Genomic DNA, 19,310 nt, shown 5'->3' on the forward strand with positions numbered 1-19,310 from the left:
CGACGAAAGAGTTAGGAGTGCATAGTATGAGCCAAGAGTTGCGGAAAGAAGAATTATCGCGTTCTGCTTTCGAAGAAGCGAAGTTATATATTCCCGGCGGTGTCAACAGTCCGGTACGTGCGTTTAAGTCTGTGGGATTAACGCCGATTTATATCGATCGCGGAGAAGGCAGCCGCGTATATGATATCGATGGCAACAGCTTTATCGATTACGTAGGTTCCTGGGGACCGCTGATTATGGGCCACGCACACCCTGAGGTCGTTGAAGCGCTTCAGGAGACGGCTGCCAAGGGAACCAGCTTCGGTGCGCCAACCCTATTGGAAACGAAGATGGCGAAACTCGTCTGCGAGCGCGTGCCGTCGATCGAGGTCGTGCGGATGGTGAATTCCGGTACGGAAGCTACCATGAGCGCTATCCGCCTCGCGCGCGGTTATACCGGACGCAGCAAAATCATCAAATTCGAGGGCTCCTATCACGGTCACGCCGACAGCCTTCTGATCAAGGCGGGATCGGGGATCGCAACGCTTGGGCTTCCCGATAGTCCGGGTGTCCCTGAAAGCGTGGCTTCCAACACCATTGCGGTTCCTTATAACGACCTGGAGTCGGTACAGCTTGCCTTTGAGCGGTTCGGCGAAGAAATTGCAGCGGTGATTGTAGAGCCCGTGGCCGGCAATATGGGGGTGGTCCCTCCGCAGCCAGGATTCCTGGAAGGTCTCCGCAAGGTCACTTCCGATTATGGCAGCGTGCTTATTTTCGACGAGGTGATGACCGGATTCCGCGTTGATCTGAACTGCGCGCAAGGACGTTATGGCGTAACGCCGGATTTGACATGCCTTGGCAAGGTAATCGGCGGCGGTCTGCCGGTCGGTGCTTATGGAGGCAAGCGTGAGCTGATGGATCAGATTGCTCCGGCAGGGCCGATCTATCAAGCAGGAACGTTAAGCGGAAATCCGCTCGCCATGGCGGCCGGCTACACCACCCTGAAGCTGTTGACGCCTGCTGTTTATGAACAGCTGGAGGAACGGGGAGCCCGCCTTCAGGCAGGATTTGAGCGTAACGCTCAAGAATTCGGTATCCCGCTTACGATCAATCGGATCGGGTCCATGGTATGTCCTTTCTTCACGAATACGCCGGTCGTCAATTTCGATACGGCCAAGACTAGTGATCTGGATCGTTTCCGTCGATATTTTGCAGCGATGGTGCAAGAGGGAGTCAGCGTACCTCCTTCCCAGTTCGAGGGCATGTTCATCTCGGGAGCTCATACGGTGGAAGATATCGATGCTACCATCGAAGCCAACTACAACGCCTTCAAGAGCTTATGAGCTACGGGGGCAATTGGAGCAAACGCGGCGAATGGCTGGAGATGACGCCGGGCAAGGCGCTGCTTAGTCAGCCGGATCGGAACGAGGCCGCTGCCAAGTGGCTTATGGAAACGGTCGGTATGCCCGAGAAGCTGTATCGCAAGCTTCATCATGAACAGGGGATACAATGGAGAGGGGACCGGCTTCGGCTGGTCCTTTTTCCTTATCGGGATTACGGCATTGAACCGAGATGGCAGGAGCTTGATGTATTTTACGAGGACGATTTCTGCCTGGTCGTGAACAAACCGGCCGGCATGGCGGTCCATCCGGACAACGAGAGCCGGGAGACGACACTGAATCATGTGGTAGCCGCATATTACGAAGCCGAAGGAATTCATACGGCAGTCCGGCATATTCATCGGCTGGATAAGGATACAACCGGTCCCGTACTGTACGCCAAGAATGAATATGCGCAGCTCAAGCTTGACGAGGACATGCGGGAGAAGAAGATCGTCCGGATGTACGCGGCTATCGTTCAGGGAAGGGTCTCGCAGGATCTGAGGAGAATTGATCTGCCGATAGGCAAAGACCGCTATCATGCAAGCCGCCGGAGGGTGTCATTAACCGGGCAGGCTGCGATCACGCATGTTCTCTCATCTGAGGTGTATCCCAAAGCCAGCCTGCTGCAAATTCGCCTGGAAACCGGCCGTACGCATCAGATCCGGGTGCATCTAAGTCATATGGGACATCCTCTTCTGGGAGATTCCTTGTACGGAGGACCAGGGGTGTTTCCGCGCCAAGCGCTGCATGGCGAGCGTCTGTTGTTTACTCATCCTCTCTCGGGTGAGAGGATTGAGGTGAATGCGCCTTGGCCTCAGGATATGATGGAGTTAAGAGAGCGGATCATAGAGGCATCTGACCGATAAGAAATACTTGCAAAATCCTGAATGAACCTGTAACTTTCACGCACAAATCGCAAAAAAGTCATGCTCTCCTATTTTCGGCATATAGATAAATTGAGTGGCAAAACTTAGGCTCATGCCGTGATAACAGATCACGGATAGTATATGCCAAAAAGGAGGACATTCCCGTGTTTGACCAGTCCTACGGATTGCGGTTCGATATTTACGAGCGTATTAATTTAACGGAAGATTTGCCGGGAATCGAAGAATTGGAAGAGGCGGAGTTGATCCCGCATATTCAGGTGATCAGCCAGCAGGACCAGGCCACGCTTCGGGGTCATCTGCTTCTTGCAGGCCTGTATAAAGGTGACACCGAAGCAGGAGAGACGGAGCCGCTCGAACACTGGATTCCGGTCGAAATCACGGTCCCGCTGAACCGGGTATCATCATTGGATGACATCGCCGTCGAGATCGAGAATTTTGACGTGGATTTGTTATCCAAGCGCAGCTTGAACATTACGGGGGTTCTGTCGCTCAAAGGAATTCAGGCGGCAGCTCCGGGAGCCCGTGACCAAGTATGGGCCAATGAGGAATTCACAGTGGTACATGCTCCTGAAGCGAATGATTTTTATTCGAACGGAGAGCAGCAGTTCGCAGCCAACCCGTATGACCAGCTTCATGGCGGCGGTGCTAATGCAGATGCTAACTCGGGTTCACCTTCTTTCTTCAACGAGACTCAGCCCAAAGCCCAAGAGTCAGAGACGGATGCGCGCACACAGCAGTATCTGGCATCCTGGGCACAGTATGAGAACCAAACACGGGATTCACAGGACTCTGACAGCAGCGTAAGCATCTCCAGTGCTCCTGAAGCCCGGGATACGGTCGAATATGCCTTACATAACGAGACGGAAGCTCAGGCAGCTGAGCCGTCGATTCCAAGTGTATGGCAATTCGAACGGGCTGCCGCCGAGCCGGATCCGGAACCGGAAGATCCAGCAGCCGGTTTCCCGGGTGTCGTTGAGCGTAAGGGCGAAGAAGTTGAAGCCGTACCGGTACTGGAATCATCGGAAACGGAGGAGATCCAGTCTGTTTTTGCTGAGGAAGCAGTGCCTTCGGAGAATATGGATGATATAACGGAGGAGGTTTCCGTTAAAGCCGAAGAGGTTCCGACCAAGCCGGAGTTAAAGGTGGCCTTCAACACGAAGAACAGCAGCACAAACAGCACATCGGGTGTAGGCTTCTCTTCTTTGCTTCAATCGAGCAGAACGGTCCAGGATCAGGAGCAAGCTGCTCGAGACGAGGAAGAGGCAATCGAAGAATCGGTGGATTCCGCATCGGCCGAGGATGTGGAATGGAAGAGTCTGTTCCTGGGCAACCGCCGCGAGGAAACGCCGTTCCGCAAGGTACGGATGTGCATTGTTCAGCGTGAGGAGACACTCGACGTGATAGCCGAGCGTTATCAACTGACGCCACGAGAGCTTTTGTTATACAACCGCATGTCCGAGCAGAATGTGGAAGAAGGCCAGGTATTATACATTCCCCAGTAATCGGCGGGGAGAGCCATCGCGTAAGAACCAGCAGGTCAAGGTAGGAAATCCTTGGCCTGCTTTTTGTTTGGCGGGGATTTGGTTAGGAGAAGAGAGGGATGGGACGAGCTGGGGCGTCTTTTTACAACGTATAAGATTTATTAGGATCGACAGGTATGATGTCTAGATCGTTCGGAAACACTCGAAATATTGACTATATGCAACAACCACGGTATATTTGAATAGAATATGTACAGGTATTTCATAAGCTAGAACAACGTTGAACGGGAAGAGTAGGAAGGTATGGCCTTCAGAGAGCGGAATTGCTATCAAGCGCTGTGAGATTCCGCAGGAACCAGCTTGCCGAAGTCGCCCCGGAGTTGCGGACTTGAGATAGAGTAGGGATTGATTGCTACCCTGGTTAGAGTTCGCCGGCCGCAGCCGTTATCTGTGTAAAGTGTCGTGCTTGATCGTAAGCCTTTCATGTTCTTCATGGGAGGACACGATGGATGAATCATGTAAGCACGAAACAAAGGTGGTACCGCGAGAGAACAGTCTTTCGTCCTTTGAGGACGAAGGGCTTTTTTTGTTTCACGCCAACTATGATATCCATGCCACGCCCGGAGGCTAAAACATTTCGGGTTGGCAAAACTGATTAACAGTATCGGAGGTACGAAAATATGGATCAAAAACAAAACCAATCCCAGTTAGAAATGCCGACGACGTATGATCCGAAGGCAGCCGAACAAAAATGGTATCCGTATTGGAAGGAAGGCGGCTTTTTTGAAGCCGGCAAACGACGGGACGCGGAGCCTTACACGATTGTTATTCCTCCTCCTAACGTTACGGGCATGCTCCATATCGGCCATGCGCTTGACTTTACGCTGCAGGACATCCTGATTCGCGTGAAGCGGATGCAGGGCTACGATGCGCTGTGGCTCCCCGGCTCCGACCATGCGGGCATCGCCACGCAAACCAAGGTCGAACAGAAGCTGCGCGAAGAAGGCGTTACCCGTTACGATCTGGGACGCGAGAAATTCCTGGAGAAAGTGTGGGAATGGAAAGATCTATATGCGAATACGATTCGTGACCAATGGTCCAAGATCGGCCTGTCCCTTGATTACTCCAGAGAACGTTTCACGCTCGACGAGGGGTTATCGGAAGCGGTTCGGGAAGTATTCGTCAAGCTCTACGATAAAGGGCTCATCTACCGCGGAAAACGCATCATCAACTGGGACCCGGCTGCCCGCACGGCTTTGTCCGATATTGAAGTGGAGTACAAAGAGGTCAACGGCCATTTGTATCACCTGCAATACCCGCTGAAGGACGGCAGCGGCTCCATTACCGTAGCAACGACCCGTCCGGAGACCATGCTCGGCGATACGGCCGTCGCCGTTCATCCGGAAGACGAGCGCTATAAAGACATGATCGGCAAGACATTGGTGCTGCCTATCGTAGGCCGCGAGATTCCGGTTATTGCCGATGAGTATGTGGAGAAGGATTTCGGCAGCGGAGCGGTTAAAATTACGCCGGCGCATGATCCGAATGACTTCGAGATGGGTCTGAGACATGACCTGCCGCAAATCACCGTAATGGATGAATCCGGGACGATGAATGAGTTTGCCGGCAAGTACCAAGGTCTTGACCGGAGCGAATGCCGCAAGCAGATCGTAAACGATATGAAGGAATCTGGCGTACTGCTCCGCATCGAAGATCATGTCCATCAGGTTGGCCATAGCGAAAGATCCGGCGCAGTGGTCGAGCCTTATCTGTCCACGCAATGGTTCGTTAAGATGCAGCCGCTTGCGGAAGCAGCCGTGGATGCGCAGAAATCCGGCAAGGGCGTTAACTTCGTGCCTGACCGGTTCGAGAGAACCTACCTGCACTGGATGGAGAATGTTCGCGATTGGTGTATTTCTCGTCAATTGTGGTGGGGCCATCGGATTCCGGCTTGGTATTCCGAATCCACGGGCGAAGTGGTTGTTGCCATGAATGAAGAGGAAGCGCGCGCGAAGCTGGGCAAGGACGATCTGAGACAAGATGAGGATGTGCTGGATACCTGGTTCAGCTCCGCATTATGGCCGTTCTCGACCATGGGCTGGCCGAATCTGGACAGCGAGGATTTCAAACGTTATTATCCGACCAGCGTTCTCGTAACGGGTTATGATATTATTCCGTTCTGGGTATCGCGGATGATTTTCCAAGGGCTTGAATTTACGGATCAAATGCCGTTCAAAGATACGCTTATCCATGGTCTGGTCCGGGATAGCGAAGGCCGCAAGATGTCCAAGTCGCTCGGCAACGGTATCGACCCGCTCGAGGTTATTGAACAGTATGGCGCAGATGCCATGCGTTATATGATATCGACCGGCAGTACGCCGGGCCAGGATCTTCGTTTCCGCTGGGAACGCGTGGAGCAAGCGCGTAACTTCGCGAACAAGATCTGGAATGCATCACGCTTTGCGCTCATGAACCTGGAGGGCTTCACGGCGGCGGATATCGACATTTCCGGAGAGCTGGGGACGGCCGACCGGTGGATTTTGCACCGTCTGAACGAAACTTCCCGCGATATTACGCGTCTAATTGATGCCTACGAATTTGGCGAAACCGGTCGATTGCTCTACAATTTCATCTGGGATGATCTGTGTGACTGGTATATTGAGTTTGCCAAGCTGTCCCTGTATGGCGAGGATCAAGCGGCCAAGAAAAAGACGCAGTCGGTGCTTGCCTATGTACTGGACCGCACGATGCGTTTGATCCATCCGTTCATGCCGTTCATCTCCGAAGAGATCTGGCAGCATTTGCCGCATGAAGGCGAGACGGTAATGTTGGCTTCATGGCCGACCTATGACGAGGCATTTGAGAGTACGGAAGCCGTTACCGAAATGAACCTGCTGATGGATGTCATCCGAGCTGTACGAAACATCCGGGCGGAAGTAAACGTACCGATGAGCAAAAAAGTGGAACTGCAATTGAAGCCGGTAAGCGGGCAAATTGCCAGCATTATCGATCGCAATGCGGATTATATTCGCCGCTTCTGCAACACGTCGGAGTATCAATCCTCCCTTGCGCTTGAGGCGCCGGATAAGGCGATGACCGCTGTGGTTACAGGTGTTGAAATGTATCTGCCGCTTGCCGGGTTGATCGATATCGCTCAGGAGATCACACGTCTGGAGAAGGAAATTCAGCACTTGAACAGCGAAGTCGAGCGTGTGGAGAAGAAGCTGAACAATCCTGGTTTCGTATCGAAAGCACCGGAAAAGGTGATTGAAGAAGAACGGGCGAAGCTTGCGGATTACTCAGACAAACGCAGTAAAGTGATCGCGCGCATCGAAGAATTGAGAGGCTGAGGGCAAGATGAATCTGGACCAGAAGGTGAGAACGATGGTTGATCATTCGGCAGCAGCTGCTGCAGCTCCGTTCCATACCTATGAAGAAGCGGTAGCTTGGATCAACGGGCTGATTCCGTTTGGAATCCGCCCCGGCATGGATAGAATTCAGCGATTGATGGAGCTGCTCGGCCATCCGGAACGGCGGTTGAAATTTATTCACGTGGCCGGAACGAATGGAAAAGGCTCCACATGCGCTTTTTTAACAAAGGTTCTGCTTCAAGGGGGATTTACGGTTGGCACCTATACGTCCCCCTATATTACGAAGTTTACCAATCGGTTTCAGTATAACGGCGAAGACATACCGGAAGAGACGCTGCTGGCGCTCGCGAATCGCTTAGAACCGCTTGTTGCCGAAGTTGCGAGCTCCGGGCTCGGATCACCAACGATGTTTGAGGTGTCCACCGCCCTTGCGATCCTGTATTATGGCGAGGTATCTTATCCGGACGTGGTGGTGTGGGAGACGGGACTTGGCGGTCGCCTTGACGTGACCAATATCGTTCATCCCATCATTTCGGTGATCACGAATATCGGAATGGACCATACCGACGTTCTGGGTGATACCATTCAGGAGATCGCGACGGAGAAGGCCGGCATTATCAAGCCCGGAGTCCCTGTGGTGAGCACGGTAACTCAGCCTGAGGCTGTCGAAATTCTGAAACAAACGGTAGAAAAAAACCGTACAAGTTTGTATCTCGTAGATGAACAATTCTCCTATGAGCGGTTGCGTGGGGACGAAGAAAGCCAGACTTTCCGTTTTAAGGGTCCTTTCCGGGACATGGATCTGGACATCTCAATGCAGGGCGAGCACCAATGTGCCAATGCCGCGCTTGCCATGATGACGCTGGAAGTGCTTCGCCAGTACATGGCTTTTATCGTGGATGAAGAAGAATTGCGCACAGGGTTTAAGGATACTTTCTGGGCGGGAAGACTGGAACAAGTGCAGTCCTCCCCTCGGATTGTTCTCGATGGTGCGCACAACCCCGAAGGGGCTGAAACCTTGGCCAAAAGCTTGCCGCAGATCTATAAGTATCGGAAACTGAACTTAATGATGGGAATGCTGGCAAATAAGCATCATGAATCGTATTTGCAGCATATACTGCCAATAGTGGATACGCTTATCCTGACTGAACCGGATTTCCGGAAGAAACTGGACGCCAAGGCGCTTGGTGACATCGTAGAGCAGGTAAGGGAGAAATACGCCAAACATACACTGCAAATCATCATAGAACCAAATTGGAAAAACGCACTTGAAGAGTTGAAGTCACGGACGGAAGCGGAGGATCTTGGGGTGGTGTCGGGCACGTTGTACCTGATTGCCGACGTGCGTTCCAACCTCCTGGGCCTTTCCGATTCTGAAAAAGGTTGGTGATATCTGTTGAATACATCGGAACATGTTCATTTTATAGGAATTGGCGGCTACGGGATGAGCGCCATTGCAAGAGTTATGCTGGAGATGGGTTATAAAGTCACGGGTTCTGACGTGGCATCGCAAGAATTGACAGAAAAGCTGGCGGCCAAGGGCGCCAAAATATACATCGGACATACTGCCGAGCAAGTCCAGGGCGCTGACCTTGTTGTTTACTCCACGGCATTGTCCAGAGACAACGTGGAACGGGTCGAAGCAGAGAAGCTGAACATTCCTGTCCTTCACCGTGCGCAGATGCTGGCACGTCTTTTGAACGAACGCAAAGGCGTCGCCGTAGCGGGTGCGCATGGCAAGACAACCACTTCATCCATGATTGCGCTTGTGATGGAAGAATGCGGCGTCGATCCAACATTTATCATCGGCGGGGAAATTATGAACGTTGGCACGAATGCCAAAGCCGGTGAAGGTGAGCATGTGGTGGCCGAAGCTGACGAGAGCGACGGCTCATTCCTGCAATACCATCCATGGCTGGGCGTTGTTCTGAATATCGAAGCCGATCACTTGGAGAATTACGATGGGGATTTCAATCGTCTTAAGGCGGCCTACGTACAATTCCTCAGCCAGATCAAGGCAGACGGTACGGCCGTGGTTTGCGCGGACGATAACAACATCCAGGCTATTTTGCCTGACCTAAAATGCAGTGTGACCACATACGGCATTCATGCGGATGCGGAGTATACGGCAACGAATCTGGTGCTCGGTGACCGTCACGTCAGCTTCAAGATGCTTCATAACGGCATGGAGCTGGGTACCGTGGAACTATCCGTACCGGGGAAACACAATGTCTACAACGCAATGGCTACGGTGATATGCTGCTTGAAAGGCGGAATCTCGTTTGAAGCGATTGTCGAGGCCATTGTCAAGTTCAACGGAGCTAAGCGCCGCTTCCAGGTGCTGGGCGAAGCAGAAGGCATTCTGGTCATTGACGACTATGCGCATCATCCGACGGAGATCGAGGCTACGATCAGTGCCGCTAAAGCTACAGGCAAACGGATTATCGCCGTATTCCAGCCACAGCGGTATTCGAGAACCTTTTTCCTTCTGGATGCGTTTAGCCGCGCGTTCGGGGAAGCCGATGAGGTGATCATCACCGATATTTATTCGCCTGCCGGCGAGAAGCAGATCGAGGGTATCAGTTCCGGTAAGCTGGTGGAGCTGATTGTCCAGAACAGCAATGCCGGTGCCCGCTATTTGCCTACCAAAGAAGATGTCCTGAACGATCTCAAGGGTCGTGTAAAAGAAGGCGATCTGGTGCTCACGATGGGGGCGGGCGATATTTGGAAAGTCGGTGCTGCTTTAGCAGAGTCTATTAAAGGCAAGAAGTAAATGGATTGCGCGCATGCTTTGCTGCTTCGCTGCAGCAGGGGATCGCATGGGCTTTTGTCTTTCGGACGGAGGAAAAGCAAGCGGAATCGATAAGTATAAAACAGGCTGATCAAGATGCTTTCTTGATCAGCCTGTTTGTTTTGTTGTTCGCACACTCATAAGTTGCCAAGCTTGATCATATAGCTAGGTGTAGAAGGACAAGTGAGGTGTGTGGATATGAATAAAGCAAGGATGACGATTCGTTTCGATCATGATCCGCCGAAAGACAGTCGCAAGGATCATCTGCGTGAGGAACGGGATTCGTATCAAAAAGTTCCAGTAAGACGCAATGGCCAAGTAGATAACGGCAATCTCGTATTCGACGAGTTTGACACAACGGCAGATCGATTTACCGATGCGGGCACTTCGTTCGAGCATAGGAACAGCATGCAACATGATCATCTGCGCGTTGTTTCTCCGCTCCGGGATGAGGGGGACATCCGGGATGTGGACGGTCATGAGTGGGGAACATCGCGTCAAAACCGGCCCAGGGGGCGATTAGCTGAGGAAAGACGGCGTCTGGATCATGTCCACAATGACGGGGCGTTCGGTGACGGGTTTGATCATACCGATACATATGACGATTTACGTGAGCGTGAGGATCTCTACGATCTTCATGATGACGGGTATTCCGGAAAAATGGACCCCGAAGCGAATGACTCCAACTGGAATCTCGGTCCCGGGTCGGCTCTATATGAATCATCTGCTGATGATTACAGTTATTATCGCTCTCGCAAACCTACCTCCTTCTGGAAAATGGCTGTGTCCGTGACAGCGGCGGTTGTTACGGGGTTGCTGTTTGGGTATATGGTGCTGTCTATGTTTAACGGCGGTAATGCAGGCGAGGATCCTGCGTCGGGGCAGCTTGAAAGCCATGATGCAGTTAATCAAGCACCGGCTGATTCATCCGGGGGAAAGGGAGTTTCACTCGCACCCGATTTAACTGAATCGACAGTACGCATTCCGGGCCAAGTCTTTTATATGCTTCAGTACGGTGTGTTCAGCACGCCGGAACGGGCAGATCAGGCCAAAGGGGAGCTGCTGCAGTCCGGTATTGCCGCCGGCGGAGATTTGGATGAGGAGAACCGGGTGTATGCGGGCATATCACCGGATCGCGAGCAGGCCAAGCTGCTCAGCAATCAGTTAAAGGCCGAAGGCGTCGAATTATACGTGAGAGAAATCGCGCTGCCTGGTATAGAGTCAGCTGCCTTTGCGGGCGAGGAGCAGACGCTGACGGACTATTTTACGATAAGCGGGCAGCTCGTATCAGAGTTGAGTACGCTGTCGGCATCGCTGCTGGGGAAGCAGGAGGCGGGCGCGGTGGCGTCAGAGAACATGGCTACGATCACAGATTTGCACCAGCAGTGGATCCAATCGATGAAGCTGCTGTCCGCCGGCTTGGGTCCGGAGACCGGGGCAGTGCTGCCGGCGATGGAGCAATCCATGAACAGTTCAATCACAGCGCTCTCCGAATATAACAAAAATCAATCCAAGGGGCATTTGTGGGAGATTCAAACGGGCATGATGAACTATGTCATGGGCCAAAAGAAACTCCTGGATGGCCTATAAATTCAAATTTACGTCAAATCCGGCTCGGAACTGGAAATAGTTCCCCCTGCCGGATTTCTGTTTGTATTGCTTATCGATTCACCGTATAATAATTAGGGTGTCAAAATATGGCGAGGGAAGAGGATGCATGAAGAAAAACAAAGGAATGCTCATCTTGTTTTTGCTGCTGGGGTGGCTGACGGGAACATGGCTGGCCAAGGCGCTTCAACCTGTTAAGGCTTTGTCGTTTTTAACGTCGACTACACCGATTAAGTGGTCGCCTCGAGCTGATTTTGACATTATTCGTTATGACATTAACCTTGAACTTAACTTTTGCCTGCTCAGTCTGCTTGGCATTATAGCAGCGCTTTGGTTATACCGCAGGCTCTAAGACATGACAAAGGAGATTATCCCCCTTGAATGAGAAGAGAAACCGCCGTATCATATTGGCCTCCACCTCTCCTCGGCGTCAGGAATTGATTGCCTCCCTTCGTATCCCATTCGAGATTATGCCTAGTGAAGCTGACGAGGACACCCCGCAAGGGTGGTCGCCAGAGCGAATTGTGGAGTCACTGGCACTACGTAAAGCGGAAGCGGTTCTCCGAAAGCTGACGGATGATCCGGGAGATGGTATCATTGTGGGAAGCGACACGATTGTAGTTGTAGATGATCATGTCCTCGGGAAACCGGAGGATCATGCTGACGCGGCAAGGATGTTGTCCATGCTTCAAGGACGGGCTCACCTCGTGTACACGGGCGTGGCTTGTGTCGACCGGGAATCTGGTCGTACCAAGGTCGCTCACCGTGTGACAACCGTAAAGATGAAATCGTTAAGTGATGATGCGATCGCGGCTTATGTAAAGAGCGGGGAACCTGCTGACAAAGCAGGCTCGTATGCGATTCAAGGCTTGGGTGCAACCATCGTGGAAGGAATCGAAGGCGACTATTTTAACGTTGTCGGCCTGCCGCTTTCTCTGCTGTCGGACATGCTGTCTGAAATGGGGATGGATGTACTCACCGATTCATAGATATAGAACAACGGCATGCGAAATGTAGGAGTATCCTGAAGTTTCGGTGACCTGCTGATTTAAATCTTAGAAAAGAGGGGAATATATGGAGTCGCCAACGCTATTGCTGCGCGACATCCCCCATGATGAACGACCAAGAGAGCGCATGATGCAATATGGGGCGAGCGCTTTAAGCCATGCAGAATTGCTGGCGATATTGCTTCGGACCGGAACCCGCCAGGAATCTGCCGTACATATAGCCCAGCGTCTGCTGGGGGAAGCAGGCGGCATCCGGCAGCTCGTTGATCTTAGCATTGAGGAAATTACGAAAATCAAAGGAATTGGAACCGCTAAGGCTGTTCAGCTGAAGGCTGGCATCGAGCTTGGACGGCGCTTAGCCGCATCGAGACATGTAGAGCCGGTTATTATTCGCAGTCCGCATGACGCGGCAGAACTGCTCAGTGAACAGATGCGCTATTTACAGAAAGAGCATTTTGTCTGTGTATTTTTAAATACGAAAAATCATGTCATTGCCCAGGAAACGTTATCGATGGGAAGCCTTAATGCTTCTATCGTTCATCCCCGCGAGGTGTTCAGAGCGGCCATAAAATGCAGCAGTGCATCCCTGGTGTGCGCGCATAACCATCCTAGCGGAGATCCGACGCCCAGCCCGGAAGACATATCGCTGACTGCACGTTTAGTGGAGGCAGGACAGATTGTCGGGATCGACGTGCTGGATCATCTGATCATCGGGGACGGATCGTTTGTAAGTTTGAAGGAACGGGGCTTGATGTAATATAATAGTTCAGATTGACGAAGAAAGGGAGATACATCATGTTAGGTGGTTTTACGAAAGATTTGGGAATCGATTTGGGGACGGCAAATACGCTGGTTTATGTTCGTGGGAAAGGAATTGTCGTAAGAGAGCCATCCGTGGTTGCTCTGCGTACAGATACGAAGAGCATTGAAGCCGTCGGAGAATCGGCTAAGAAAATGATTGGACGCACACCAGGCAATATTCGTGCCATTCGTCCGATGAAAGACGGCGTCATCGCTGATTTTGATACAACAGCTACGATGATTAAATACTTTATTCGTCAAGCGCAGAAGCAACGCTCCATATTCCCGCGCCATCCGAACGTGATGGTATGTGTACCTTCCGGCATTACGGCGGTAGAGCAGCGTGCGGTTGAAGATGCTACCAAGCAAGCCGGTGCACGCGAAGCTTATACGATCGAGGAACCTTTTGCAGCTGCGATCGGTGCCGATTTGCCCGTGTGGGAACCTACAGGCAGTATGGTTGTTGATATCGGTGGAGGTACCACTGAAGTAGCTGTCATTTCGCTTGGCGGTATTGTAACCAGCCGCTCTGTACGCGTTGCGGGCGATGAGATGGATGAGTCTATCATTTCCTATATCAAACGCCAGTATAACTTGATGATCGGTGAGCGCACATCCGAGCTGCTCAAGATGGAAGTCGGTTCCGCCATGCCGCTGGAGACCGTGGAAACGATGGAAATTCGCGGCCGTGACTTGGTGACGGGGCTGCCGAAGACAATCACCATTACTTCGGATGAGATTAGCGAAGCGTTGGCAGATACCATTAATGCGATTGTTGAGGCGGTAAAGGTTACGCTTGAGAAATGTCCTCCGGAGCTTGCTGCGGATATTATGGACCGGGGCATCGTGCTTACGGGAGGCGGCGCATTGCTTCGCAACCTGGACAAGCTGCTCGCCGAAGAGACCGGCATGCCGGTAATCGTTGCAGAGAATCCGCTGGATTGCGTGGCCATTGGCACAGGTAAGGCGCTCGAGAACATTCACTTGTTTAAATCCCGGAGCAGCTCTGCCGTCCGTTCCAAACGGTAGAAACCAAAATAGAAGTGTAAACCCCTAATGTTGGGAGAGAAAACAGTAAGTTAGAGGGTGTTGCAACTGTTTAAGCTGCTAGGCAATAAGCGTTTGTTTATTATGCTCATCGGGCTGGTAGCGTTTATCGCTATTATGGGGTTTACGCTCGGCCCGAGAGCTTCTTTATCTTGGCCTGAAAAATTTGTCAAAGATACGGTCGGTTTTGTGCAAAGTGTGTTTTATAAGCCCGCTGCCTATATAGCGGGTTTCTTTGAAGATGTGCGAAACATGAAGGCAATCTATGAAGAGAATGAGGAGCTGCGAAGAGCCGTGGCCCAATACTCTCGAGAGAGTGCGAATTACAACACGATGAAAGCTAATTACGAAAAACTCAAGGATGATCTCAAGTTTACAGAGAGTCAGAAGAACCGCGACAAATACGAATATCGAACTGCCCAGGTGCTTAGCGTCAACTCGGATCCGAATAACCGGACGCTTGTTATCGATCTGGGCGAGCGCGATGGGGTTCGCCCTAATATGTCGGTCACGACAGTGGACGGCATGGTCGGCATCATTAGCAACGTCAGCAATTTCACCTCAACGGTGAAGCTGTTGACCACGATGGACGCTCAGGATCCGAATCCGCAGCCGATTTCGGTAACGGCCATCGGCAAAGAGGATAAAACGTTTGGCGTCGTCGAGAGCTACGATGAGAAGACCAACACGCTGCTCATGACGCGGATTTCGGAAGATGATCCGATCAAGAAAGACGACAAAATCATTTCATCCGGTGCAGGAGGCGTTATACCACAGGGCTTGATCATTGGTAAGGTGAAAAGTGTTCAGGTAAGCCAATACGGTCAGAGCAGAACGGCTACGATCATCCCTGCCGCCAAATTCGAGGACTGGAGATACGTCATTATCGTGGTTACCCCTGAGGAGCCGAAATGATGGCACGTAAACAGATTCTGGTCCTATTGCTGTTCGTGCTGTTTATCCTGCAGGGCACGGTTGTTTTCTGGTTAACGCCAAGCTCGCTGCAGCTTCAGATTTACCCTAATTTTGTATTGGTGTGCTTGTTTTTTGTATCGATTTATTATCATCGCCATACGGGGCTGGTGCTCGGACTCCTATTCGGCATGCTTCACGATATCGTGTATTACGGCGAGATGATTGGCACTTATTCGTTTGCTATGGGCGTATCCGCATATTTGGTGGGGCTTGTCTTCAAGTCCCCGCGGGCGCCGCTGCCCATGATGATGACCATTGTCATTCTGGGGAGCTTGTTGTTTGACAGTACGCTTTTTGGCATATATAAGGTGTTTCGACTCAATCCGACTTCTTATAATTGGTCACTGCTTCATCATATGCTACCCAATCTCCTTGTTCATTTTGCCTTTGCTCTGGCGATTTACGTTCCTCTTCGCAAGCAGATTGAGTTGGTTACGAAGAATCAGAGAAGGAAGGCATCCTGAACCCTCCAATATGACATTTTACTAGACTAGCAGGAACTTGAAGGTTTGAGCGCGAAATGTATAGGGATGGGAGGGACAGGCTTATGGCTGTAAAATCCAATCATGTGACGATTAAGGGCATCAAAGATGGCCTGGTATTCCTGCTTGATGACCAGTGTGAGCTGGAGGAGCTGCTCAGCGAGCTGCGCTATAAGCTGGAGCACAGTCATCAGAATATTTTGACCGGCCCCATCATTCATGTGGATGTGAAGCTGGGTTCCCGGAAAATTTCCGAAGAAGAGAAGCAGACGATTCTTGACATATTGAAGCAAAAGGGCAACCTGCTGATACGTAATGTGGAATCGCCGCCGCTTGAGTCCGAGCTCATACCAGAGGAGAAGCTTACGCTTAAGACAGGGATGGTGCGTTCCGGACAGGTGCTGCATCATGACGGCGATCTCTTGTTCCTCGGCGATGTGAATCCCGGCGGAACCATAACGTGCACCGGCGATATCTACATATTGGGAGCTCTGCGCGGAACCGCGCACGCCGGTGTAGAGGGCAACGAGGAAGCGATTATAGCGGCTTCGTATTTTGCCCCTACCCAGCTCCGTATCTCCCAGATGATCAGCAGGCCGCCGGATGAATGGGAGACGCGGGAAACGGTCATGGAGTTTGCGTATTTGAAGGACGGAAGCATGGAGATCGATAAGATCAGCAACATCTCGCGTTTGGGTCGGGATTTTAATGTGTTTAAAGGGGTGTAGAACATGGGAGAGGCAATCGTCGTAACTTCAGGTAAAGGCGGAGTCGGTAAAACGACGACATCGGCGAACATCGGCACAGCTTTGGCACTGCTCGGAAAAAAAGTGTGTCTGGTTGATACGGACATCGGTCTTCGTAATTTGGATGTCGTGATGGGCCTGGAAAACCGGATTATATACGATTTGTGCGACGTTGCAGAAGGGCGATGCCGACTTAACCAGGCGCTGATCAAGGACAAGCGCTTCGATGAGCTGTATATGCTTCCTGCAGCCCAGACCAAAGACAAGAATGCCGTTTCTCCAGAGCAGGTAAAAGATATCGTGCTTGAATTGAAAAAGGAATTCGAATACGTCATTATCGATTGTCCGGCTGGAATCGAGCAAGGATTTAAGAATGCCATTGCCGGTGCAGATAAAGCGATTGTGGTTACAACGCCCGAGAATGCGGCCGTGCGGGATGCGGATCGGATTATTGGCTTGCTGGAAAGCTCTCATGTAGAGTCTCCGAAGCTCGTAGTAAACCGGATTCGCCCGAACATGGTGAAATCCGGCGACATGCTGGAGATTGAAGATGTGCTGCAGGTGCTGAATATTGATCTGATCGGTATCGTGCCAGATGATGAAATGGTCATTAAAGCGGCCAACATTGGGGAGCCTACAGTGATGAATCCAGACTCTCAGGCAGCCATCGCCTATAGAAACATCGCCCGTCGTATCCTGGGTGATACCGTTCCTCTGATGCAAATCCATCAGAAAAAAGGAATGTTCACCAAATTCAAAAAGTTTTTTGGAATGGGTTAAAGGCTTTTAACAAAGAACCGGTGCCGGTAGGCAGCGGTTTTTTTGTACACTTACTCAACGCGGTTCTGATCTGCATACATTCTGTTCACCTCTTCAATAGGGCTTGTTCTAAATATCTCTCATCTCTTCATAGGATAGAGTAAGAAAACAAGCCCCAAGGGGGAAAGAACAATGGACATCAAAACTTCAGTCAAGAACCGAAGAGAAGCCCGTATTCGCGAGCTGCTGGAAGGGGAACAGTCACCGACGCCGCATGATAAGTCGTCATGGGCCCCCGTTCCCGAGAGAAAGGCTGCCCATCTTAATCTTCAACAGACAGGCTTCATACAGGATCACAGAACGAACCCATCCCCGCGTCTTGCAGAGAGTGAACCGGATCCCGAGCGGCTTTGGAAGCAAGGCCACCGCGGTTGGTATGGCACGCTGGATCCAGGTGATCCAGGTGATCCAGGAGAACCGCCACCAAGAAAAGCCTCGTTCCTGTCGGGCTTAGTGCGCCGCATCATCGTCAGCGCGCTGGTGTTTGGATTGGCATGGGGAGTATTTTCGTTTCAGCAGCCGTGGGCTCTTCGTACGCAAGCTTTTATTGTTGAAGGGTTGAGCCACGAGATGGATTTCCAGGCAGCCCAGGTATGGTACGAGGAGCATTTTGGAAGCGCGCCTTCCTTTATTCCGATTTTTGGACAAACTGACGAGCACTCAACGAAGGTGAATGCCGGGACTTCTTTAGTGCCTCCGCTTTCCGGAAAGGTGGTCCAATCCTTTGCCGTGGATCTTAAAGGCATCGTTTTGGAAGCCGGAGGGGGTTCTTTAGCAGACCGAGCGGTTAAGAGTATAGAGACCGGACGCGTGCTCGAGGTTAAAGAGCATCCTGAGAATGGGATCACCATTCTCATACAGCATACAGGAGAGAGAACGGGGATATACAGCAGGCTGGCAGAAACGGGACTTAAGGTAAACGATTGGGTTCAAGGCGGAGATATTATCGGCACATTGGCATCTTCAGGCACAGGCAGCCCGCCTTCTCTTTATTTCGAACTGAAAGAGGGGGATCGAGGTGTCGATCCGGCGGAAGTGATTCCGTTTGATTAAGTTTAAGGGAACGGTATTGTCGCTGCATCCTCTCTTTGTTATTGTCATGCTGGCCTCTGTATTCACCGGTCGCTTTTTAGAATTGCTGACCCTGTTTATTATCGTGTTTATTCATGAATTGGGACACGCCGCCGCAGCGGCAGCGATGGGGTTCAAGGTACGAGCCATTCAGATGCTGCCGTTCGGCGGCGTTGCTGTCATTGAAGATGACGGCAGGATGACCGCAATGAAGGAAATCATCATTGCGCTTGCGGGTCCGCTGCAAAATGTCATCATGATAGGCATTACTCTGGCGTGCAGATGGGCGGGGTGGGGAGACGAGCAGCTGCTATCCTATATCATTCAGGGGAATCTCGTCATTGCACTGTTTAACCTGCTTCCGATTCTGCCGCTGGACGGCGGCAAAGTGCTGCAGGCCGTCATCAGCCTGCTCGCCCCTTATCATGCGACCTTGCTGTGGGCTTCCCGTGCAGGCATTTTGTGCAGTTTGATCATGATCGGGTATGGCTTGCAGCCGTTATTCTCCGGCGGCGGTATTCGTTTAAATGTGCTGATGATCGGCCTCTTTTTAGCGTATTCCAATTTTGAAGACTACCGGAATGTGCATTACCGGTTCTTAAGATTTCTGGTCAATCGGAGCGAGATATATGAACGGAATTTGGATGGACTTGGTCCTGCCCAGCCAATCGTTGCAGATTCTTCGAAACCTTTGGATGATATCATGCGTCTATTTAAACGAGAGAAGTATCATCTGATTTATGTCATGAGCGGACGAGGCAGCCTGCTTGCCGTCGTTCCGGAGCAGCATGTGATTTCTTCTTATTTTGCATCAAATGGTCCGCCCTGGTATGCGTAAATCGTAGACACCATGAGGAAGACGC

17 protein-coding genes and 1 other annotated feature are annotated in these 19,310 nt (G+C 51.5%); all 17 genes read left to right on the forward strand.

The window, feature by feature from the left end; translation table 11 throughout:
* Positions 1–26: 26 nt before the first annotated feature.
* The 17 genes from hemL to OHJ21_RS27845 all read left to right on the forward strand — a co-directional run bounded on the left by hemL (position 27) and on the right by OHJ21_RS27845 (position 19,285).
* The gene (gene hemL / locus OHJ21_RS27765; protein WP_326115327.1) at positions 27–1,322 is read left to right on the forward strand and encodes a glutamate-1-semialdehyde 2,1-aminomutase; all 1,296 of its coding nucleotides are present in this window, start codon (positions 27–29) and stop codon (positions 1,320–1,322) included.
* Complete coding sequence (locus OHJ21_RS27770; protein ID WP_486021672.1) at positions 1,319–2,227, forward strand: RluA family pseudouridine synthase; 909 nt, start codon at positions 1,319–1,321, stop codon at positions 2,225–2,227. The genes hemL and OHJ21_RS27770 overlap by 4 nt, the downstream gene beginning before the upstream one ends.
* A 164-nt stretch (positions 2,228–2,391) precedes the next feature.
* Positions 2,392–3,750, forward strand: coding sequence for a LysM peptidoglycan-binding domain-containing protein (locus OHJ21_RS27775; protein WP_326119810.1), 1,359 nt, complete (start codon positions 2,392–2,394; stop codon positions 3,748–3,750).
* A 250-nt stretch (positions 3,751–4,000) separates the two neighbouring features.
* Positions 4,001–4,299 (forward strand) — a binding site (T-box leader).
* 110 nt (positions 4,300–4,409) lie between these two features.
* Positions 4,410–7,079, forward strand: coding sequence for a valine--tRNA ligase (locus OHJ21_RS27780; protein WP_326115321.1), 2,670 nt, complete (start codon positions 4,410–4,412; stop codon positions 7,077–7,079).
* A 7-nt stretch (positions 7,080–7,086) separates the two neighbouring features.
* Positions 7,087–8,490: a bifunctional folylpolyglutamate synthase/dihydrofolate synthase gene (locus tag OHJ21_RS27785; RefSeq protein ID WP_394058381.1), complete on the forward strand. Its 1,404-nt coding sequence runs from the start codon at positions 7,087–7,089 to the stop codon at positions 8,488–8,490.
* Positions 8,491–8,496: 6 nt separating this feature from the next.
* The gene (gene murC, locus OHJ21_RS27790; RefSeq protein WP_100540811.1) at positions 8,497–9,873 is read left to right on the forward strand and encodes a UDP-N-acetylmuramate--L-alanine ligase; all 1,377 of its coding nucleotides are present in this window, start codon (positions 8,497–8,499) and stop codon (positions 9,871–9,873) included.
* A 216-nt stretch (positions 9,874–10,089) separates the two neighbouring features.
* Positions 10,090–11,481 (forward strand): SPOR domain-containing protein, encoded by a 1,392-nt coding sequence (locus tag OHJ21_RS27795; RefSeq protein WP_326115320.1) that lies wholly within the window; start codon positions 10,090–10,092, stop codon positions 11,479–11,481.
* 127 nt (positions 11,482–11,608) lie between these two features.
* Complete coding sequence (locus OHJ21_RS27800; protein WP_076323127.1) at positions 11,609–11,851, forward strand: DUF4321 domain-containing protein; 243 nt, start codon at positions 11,609–11,611, stop codon at positions 11,849–11,851.
* Between the two features lie 25 nt (positions 11,852–11,876).
* Positions 11,877–12,488, forward strand: coding sequence for a Maf family protein (locus OHJ21_RS27805; RefSeq protein WP_098742542.1), 612 nt, complete (start codon positions 11,877–11,879; stop codon positions 12,486–12,488).
* An 85-nt stretch (positions 12,489–12,573) separates the two neighbouring features.
* On the forward strand, positions 12,574–13,263 hold the full coding sequence (gene radC, locus OHJ21_RS27810) for a RadC family protein (protein WP_100540813.1): 690 nt from the start codon (positions 12,574–12,576) through the stop codon (positions 13,261–13,263).
* A 38-nt stretch (positions 13,264–13,301) separates the two neighbouring features.
* On the forward strand, positions 13,302–14,336 hold the full coding sequence (locus tag OHJ21_RS27815; protein ID WP_009593998.1) for a rod shape-determining protein: 1,035 nt from the start codon (positions 13,302–13,304) through the stop codon (positions 14,334–14,336).
* 57 nt (positions 14,337–14,393) lie between these two features.
* On the forward strand, positions 14,394–15,269 hold the full coding sequence (mreC, locus tag OHJ21_RS27820) for a rod shape-determining protein MreC (protein ID WP_394058374.1): 876 nt from the start codon (positions 14,394–14,396) through the stop codon (positions 15,267–15,269).
* On the forward strand, positions 15,266–15,793 hold the full coding sequence (gene mreD, locus OHJ21_RS27825; protein WP_394058372.1) for a rod shape-determining protein MreD: 528 nt from the start codon (positions 15,266–15,268) through the stop codon (positions 15,791–15,793). The genes mreC and mreD overlap by 4 nt, the downstream gene beginning before the upstream one ends.
* An 83-nt stretch (positions 15,794–15,876) precedes the next feature.
* The gene (locus OHJ21_RS27830; RefSeq protein ID WP_100540815.1) at positions 15,877–16,539 is read left to right on the forward strand and encodes a septum site-determining protein MinC; all 663 of its coding nucleotides are present in this window, start codon (positions 15,877–15,879) and stop codon (positions 16,537–16,539) included.
* 3 nt (positions 16,540–16,542) lie between these two features.
* Complete coding sequence (minD, locus tag OHJ21_RS27835; protein WP_009594006.1) at positions 16,543–17,337, forward strand: septum site-determining protein MinD; 795 nt, start codon at positions 16,543–16,545, stop codon at positions 17,335–17,337.
* Between the two features lie 171 nt (positions 17,338–17,508).
* Positions 17,509–18,429 (forward strand): peptidoglycan DD-metalloendopeptidase family protein, encoded by a 921-nt coding sequence (locus OHJ21_RS27840; RefSeq protein WP_394058370.1) that lies wholly within the window; start codon positions 17,509–17,511, stop codon positions 18,427–18,429.
* Positions 18,422–19,285: a M50 family metallopeptidase gene (locus OHJ21_RS27845; RefSeq protein ID WP_100540817.1), complete on the forward strand. Its 864-nt coding sequence runs from the start codon at positions 18,422–18,424 to the stop codon at positions 19,283–19,285. Before OHJ21_RS27840 ends, OHJ21_RS27845 begins: the two co-directional genes overlap by 8 nt.
* Positions 19,286–19,310 lie beyond the last annotated feature (25 nt).

It is taken from the genome of Virgibacillus sp. LDC1, from assembly GCF_025792345.1.
Taxonomy (GTDB): domain Bacteria; phylum Bacillota; class Bacilli; order Paenibacillales; family Paenibacillaceae; genus Paenibacillus_AQ; species Paenibacillus_AQ lautus.

Coding starts and splice junctions, on each gene's coding strand:
- hemL (WP_326115327.1), top strand. CDS start 27: ATGAGCCAAGAGTTGCGGAAAGAAGAATTATCGCGTTCTGCTTTCGAA.
- OHJ21_RS27770 (WP_486021672.1), top strand. CDS start 1,319: ATGAGCTACGGGGGCAATTGGAGCAAACGCGGCGAATGGCTGGAGATG.
- OHJ21_RS27780 (WP_326115321.1), top strand. CDS start 4,410: ATGGATCAAAAACAAAACCAATCCCAGTTAGAAATGCCGACGACGTAT.
- OHJ21_RS27785 (WP_394058381.1), top strand. CDS start 7,087: ATGAATCTGGACCAGAAGGTGAGAACGATGGTTGATCATTCGGCAGCA.
- OHJ21_RS27795 (WP_326115320.1), top strand. CDS start 10,090: ATGAATAAAGCAAGGATGACGATTCGTTTCGATCATGATCCGCCGAAA.
- OHJ21_RS27800 (WP_076323127.1), top strand. CDS start 11,609: ATGAAGAAAAACAAAGGAATGCTCATCTTGTTTTTGCTGCTGGGGTGG.
- radC (WP_100540813.1), top strand. CDS start 12,574: ATGGAGTCGCCAACGCTATTGCTGCGCGACATCCCCCATGATGAACGA.
- OHJ21_RS27815 (WP_009593998.1), top strand. CDS start 13,302: ATGTTAGGTGGTTTTACGAAAGATTTGGGAATCGATTTGGGGACGGCA.
- mreD (WP_394058372.1), top strand. CDS start 15,266: ATGATGGCACGTAAACAGATTCTGGTCCTATTGCTGTTCGTGCTGTTT.
- OHJ21_RS27830 (WP_100540815.1), top strand. CDS start 15,877: ATGGCTGTAAAATCCAATCATGTGACGATTAAGGGCATCAAAGATGGC.
- minD (WP_009594006.1), top strand. CDS start 16,543: ATGGGAGAGGCAATCGTCGTAACTTCAGGTAAAGGCGGAGTCGGTAAA.
- OHJ21_RS27840 (WP_394058370.1), top strand. CDS start 17,509: ATGGACATCAAAACTTCAGTCAAGAACCGAAGAGAAGCCCGTATTCGC.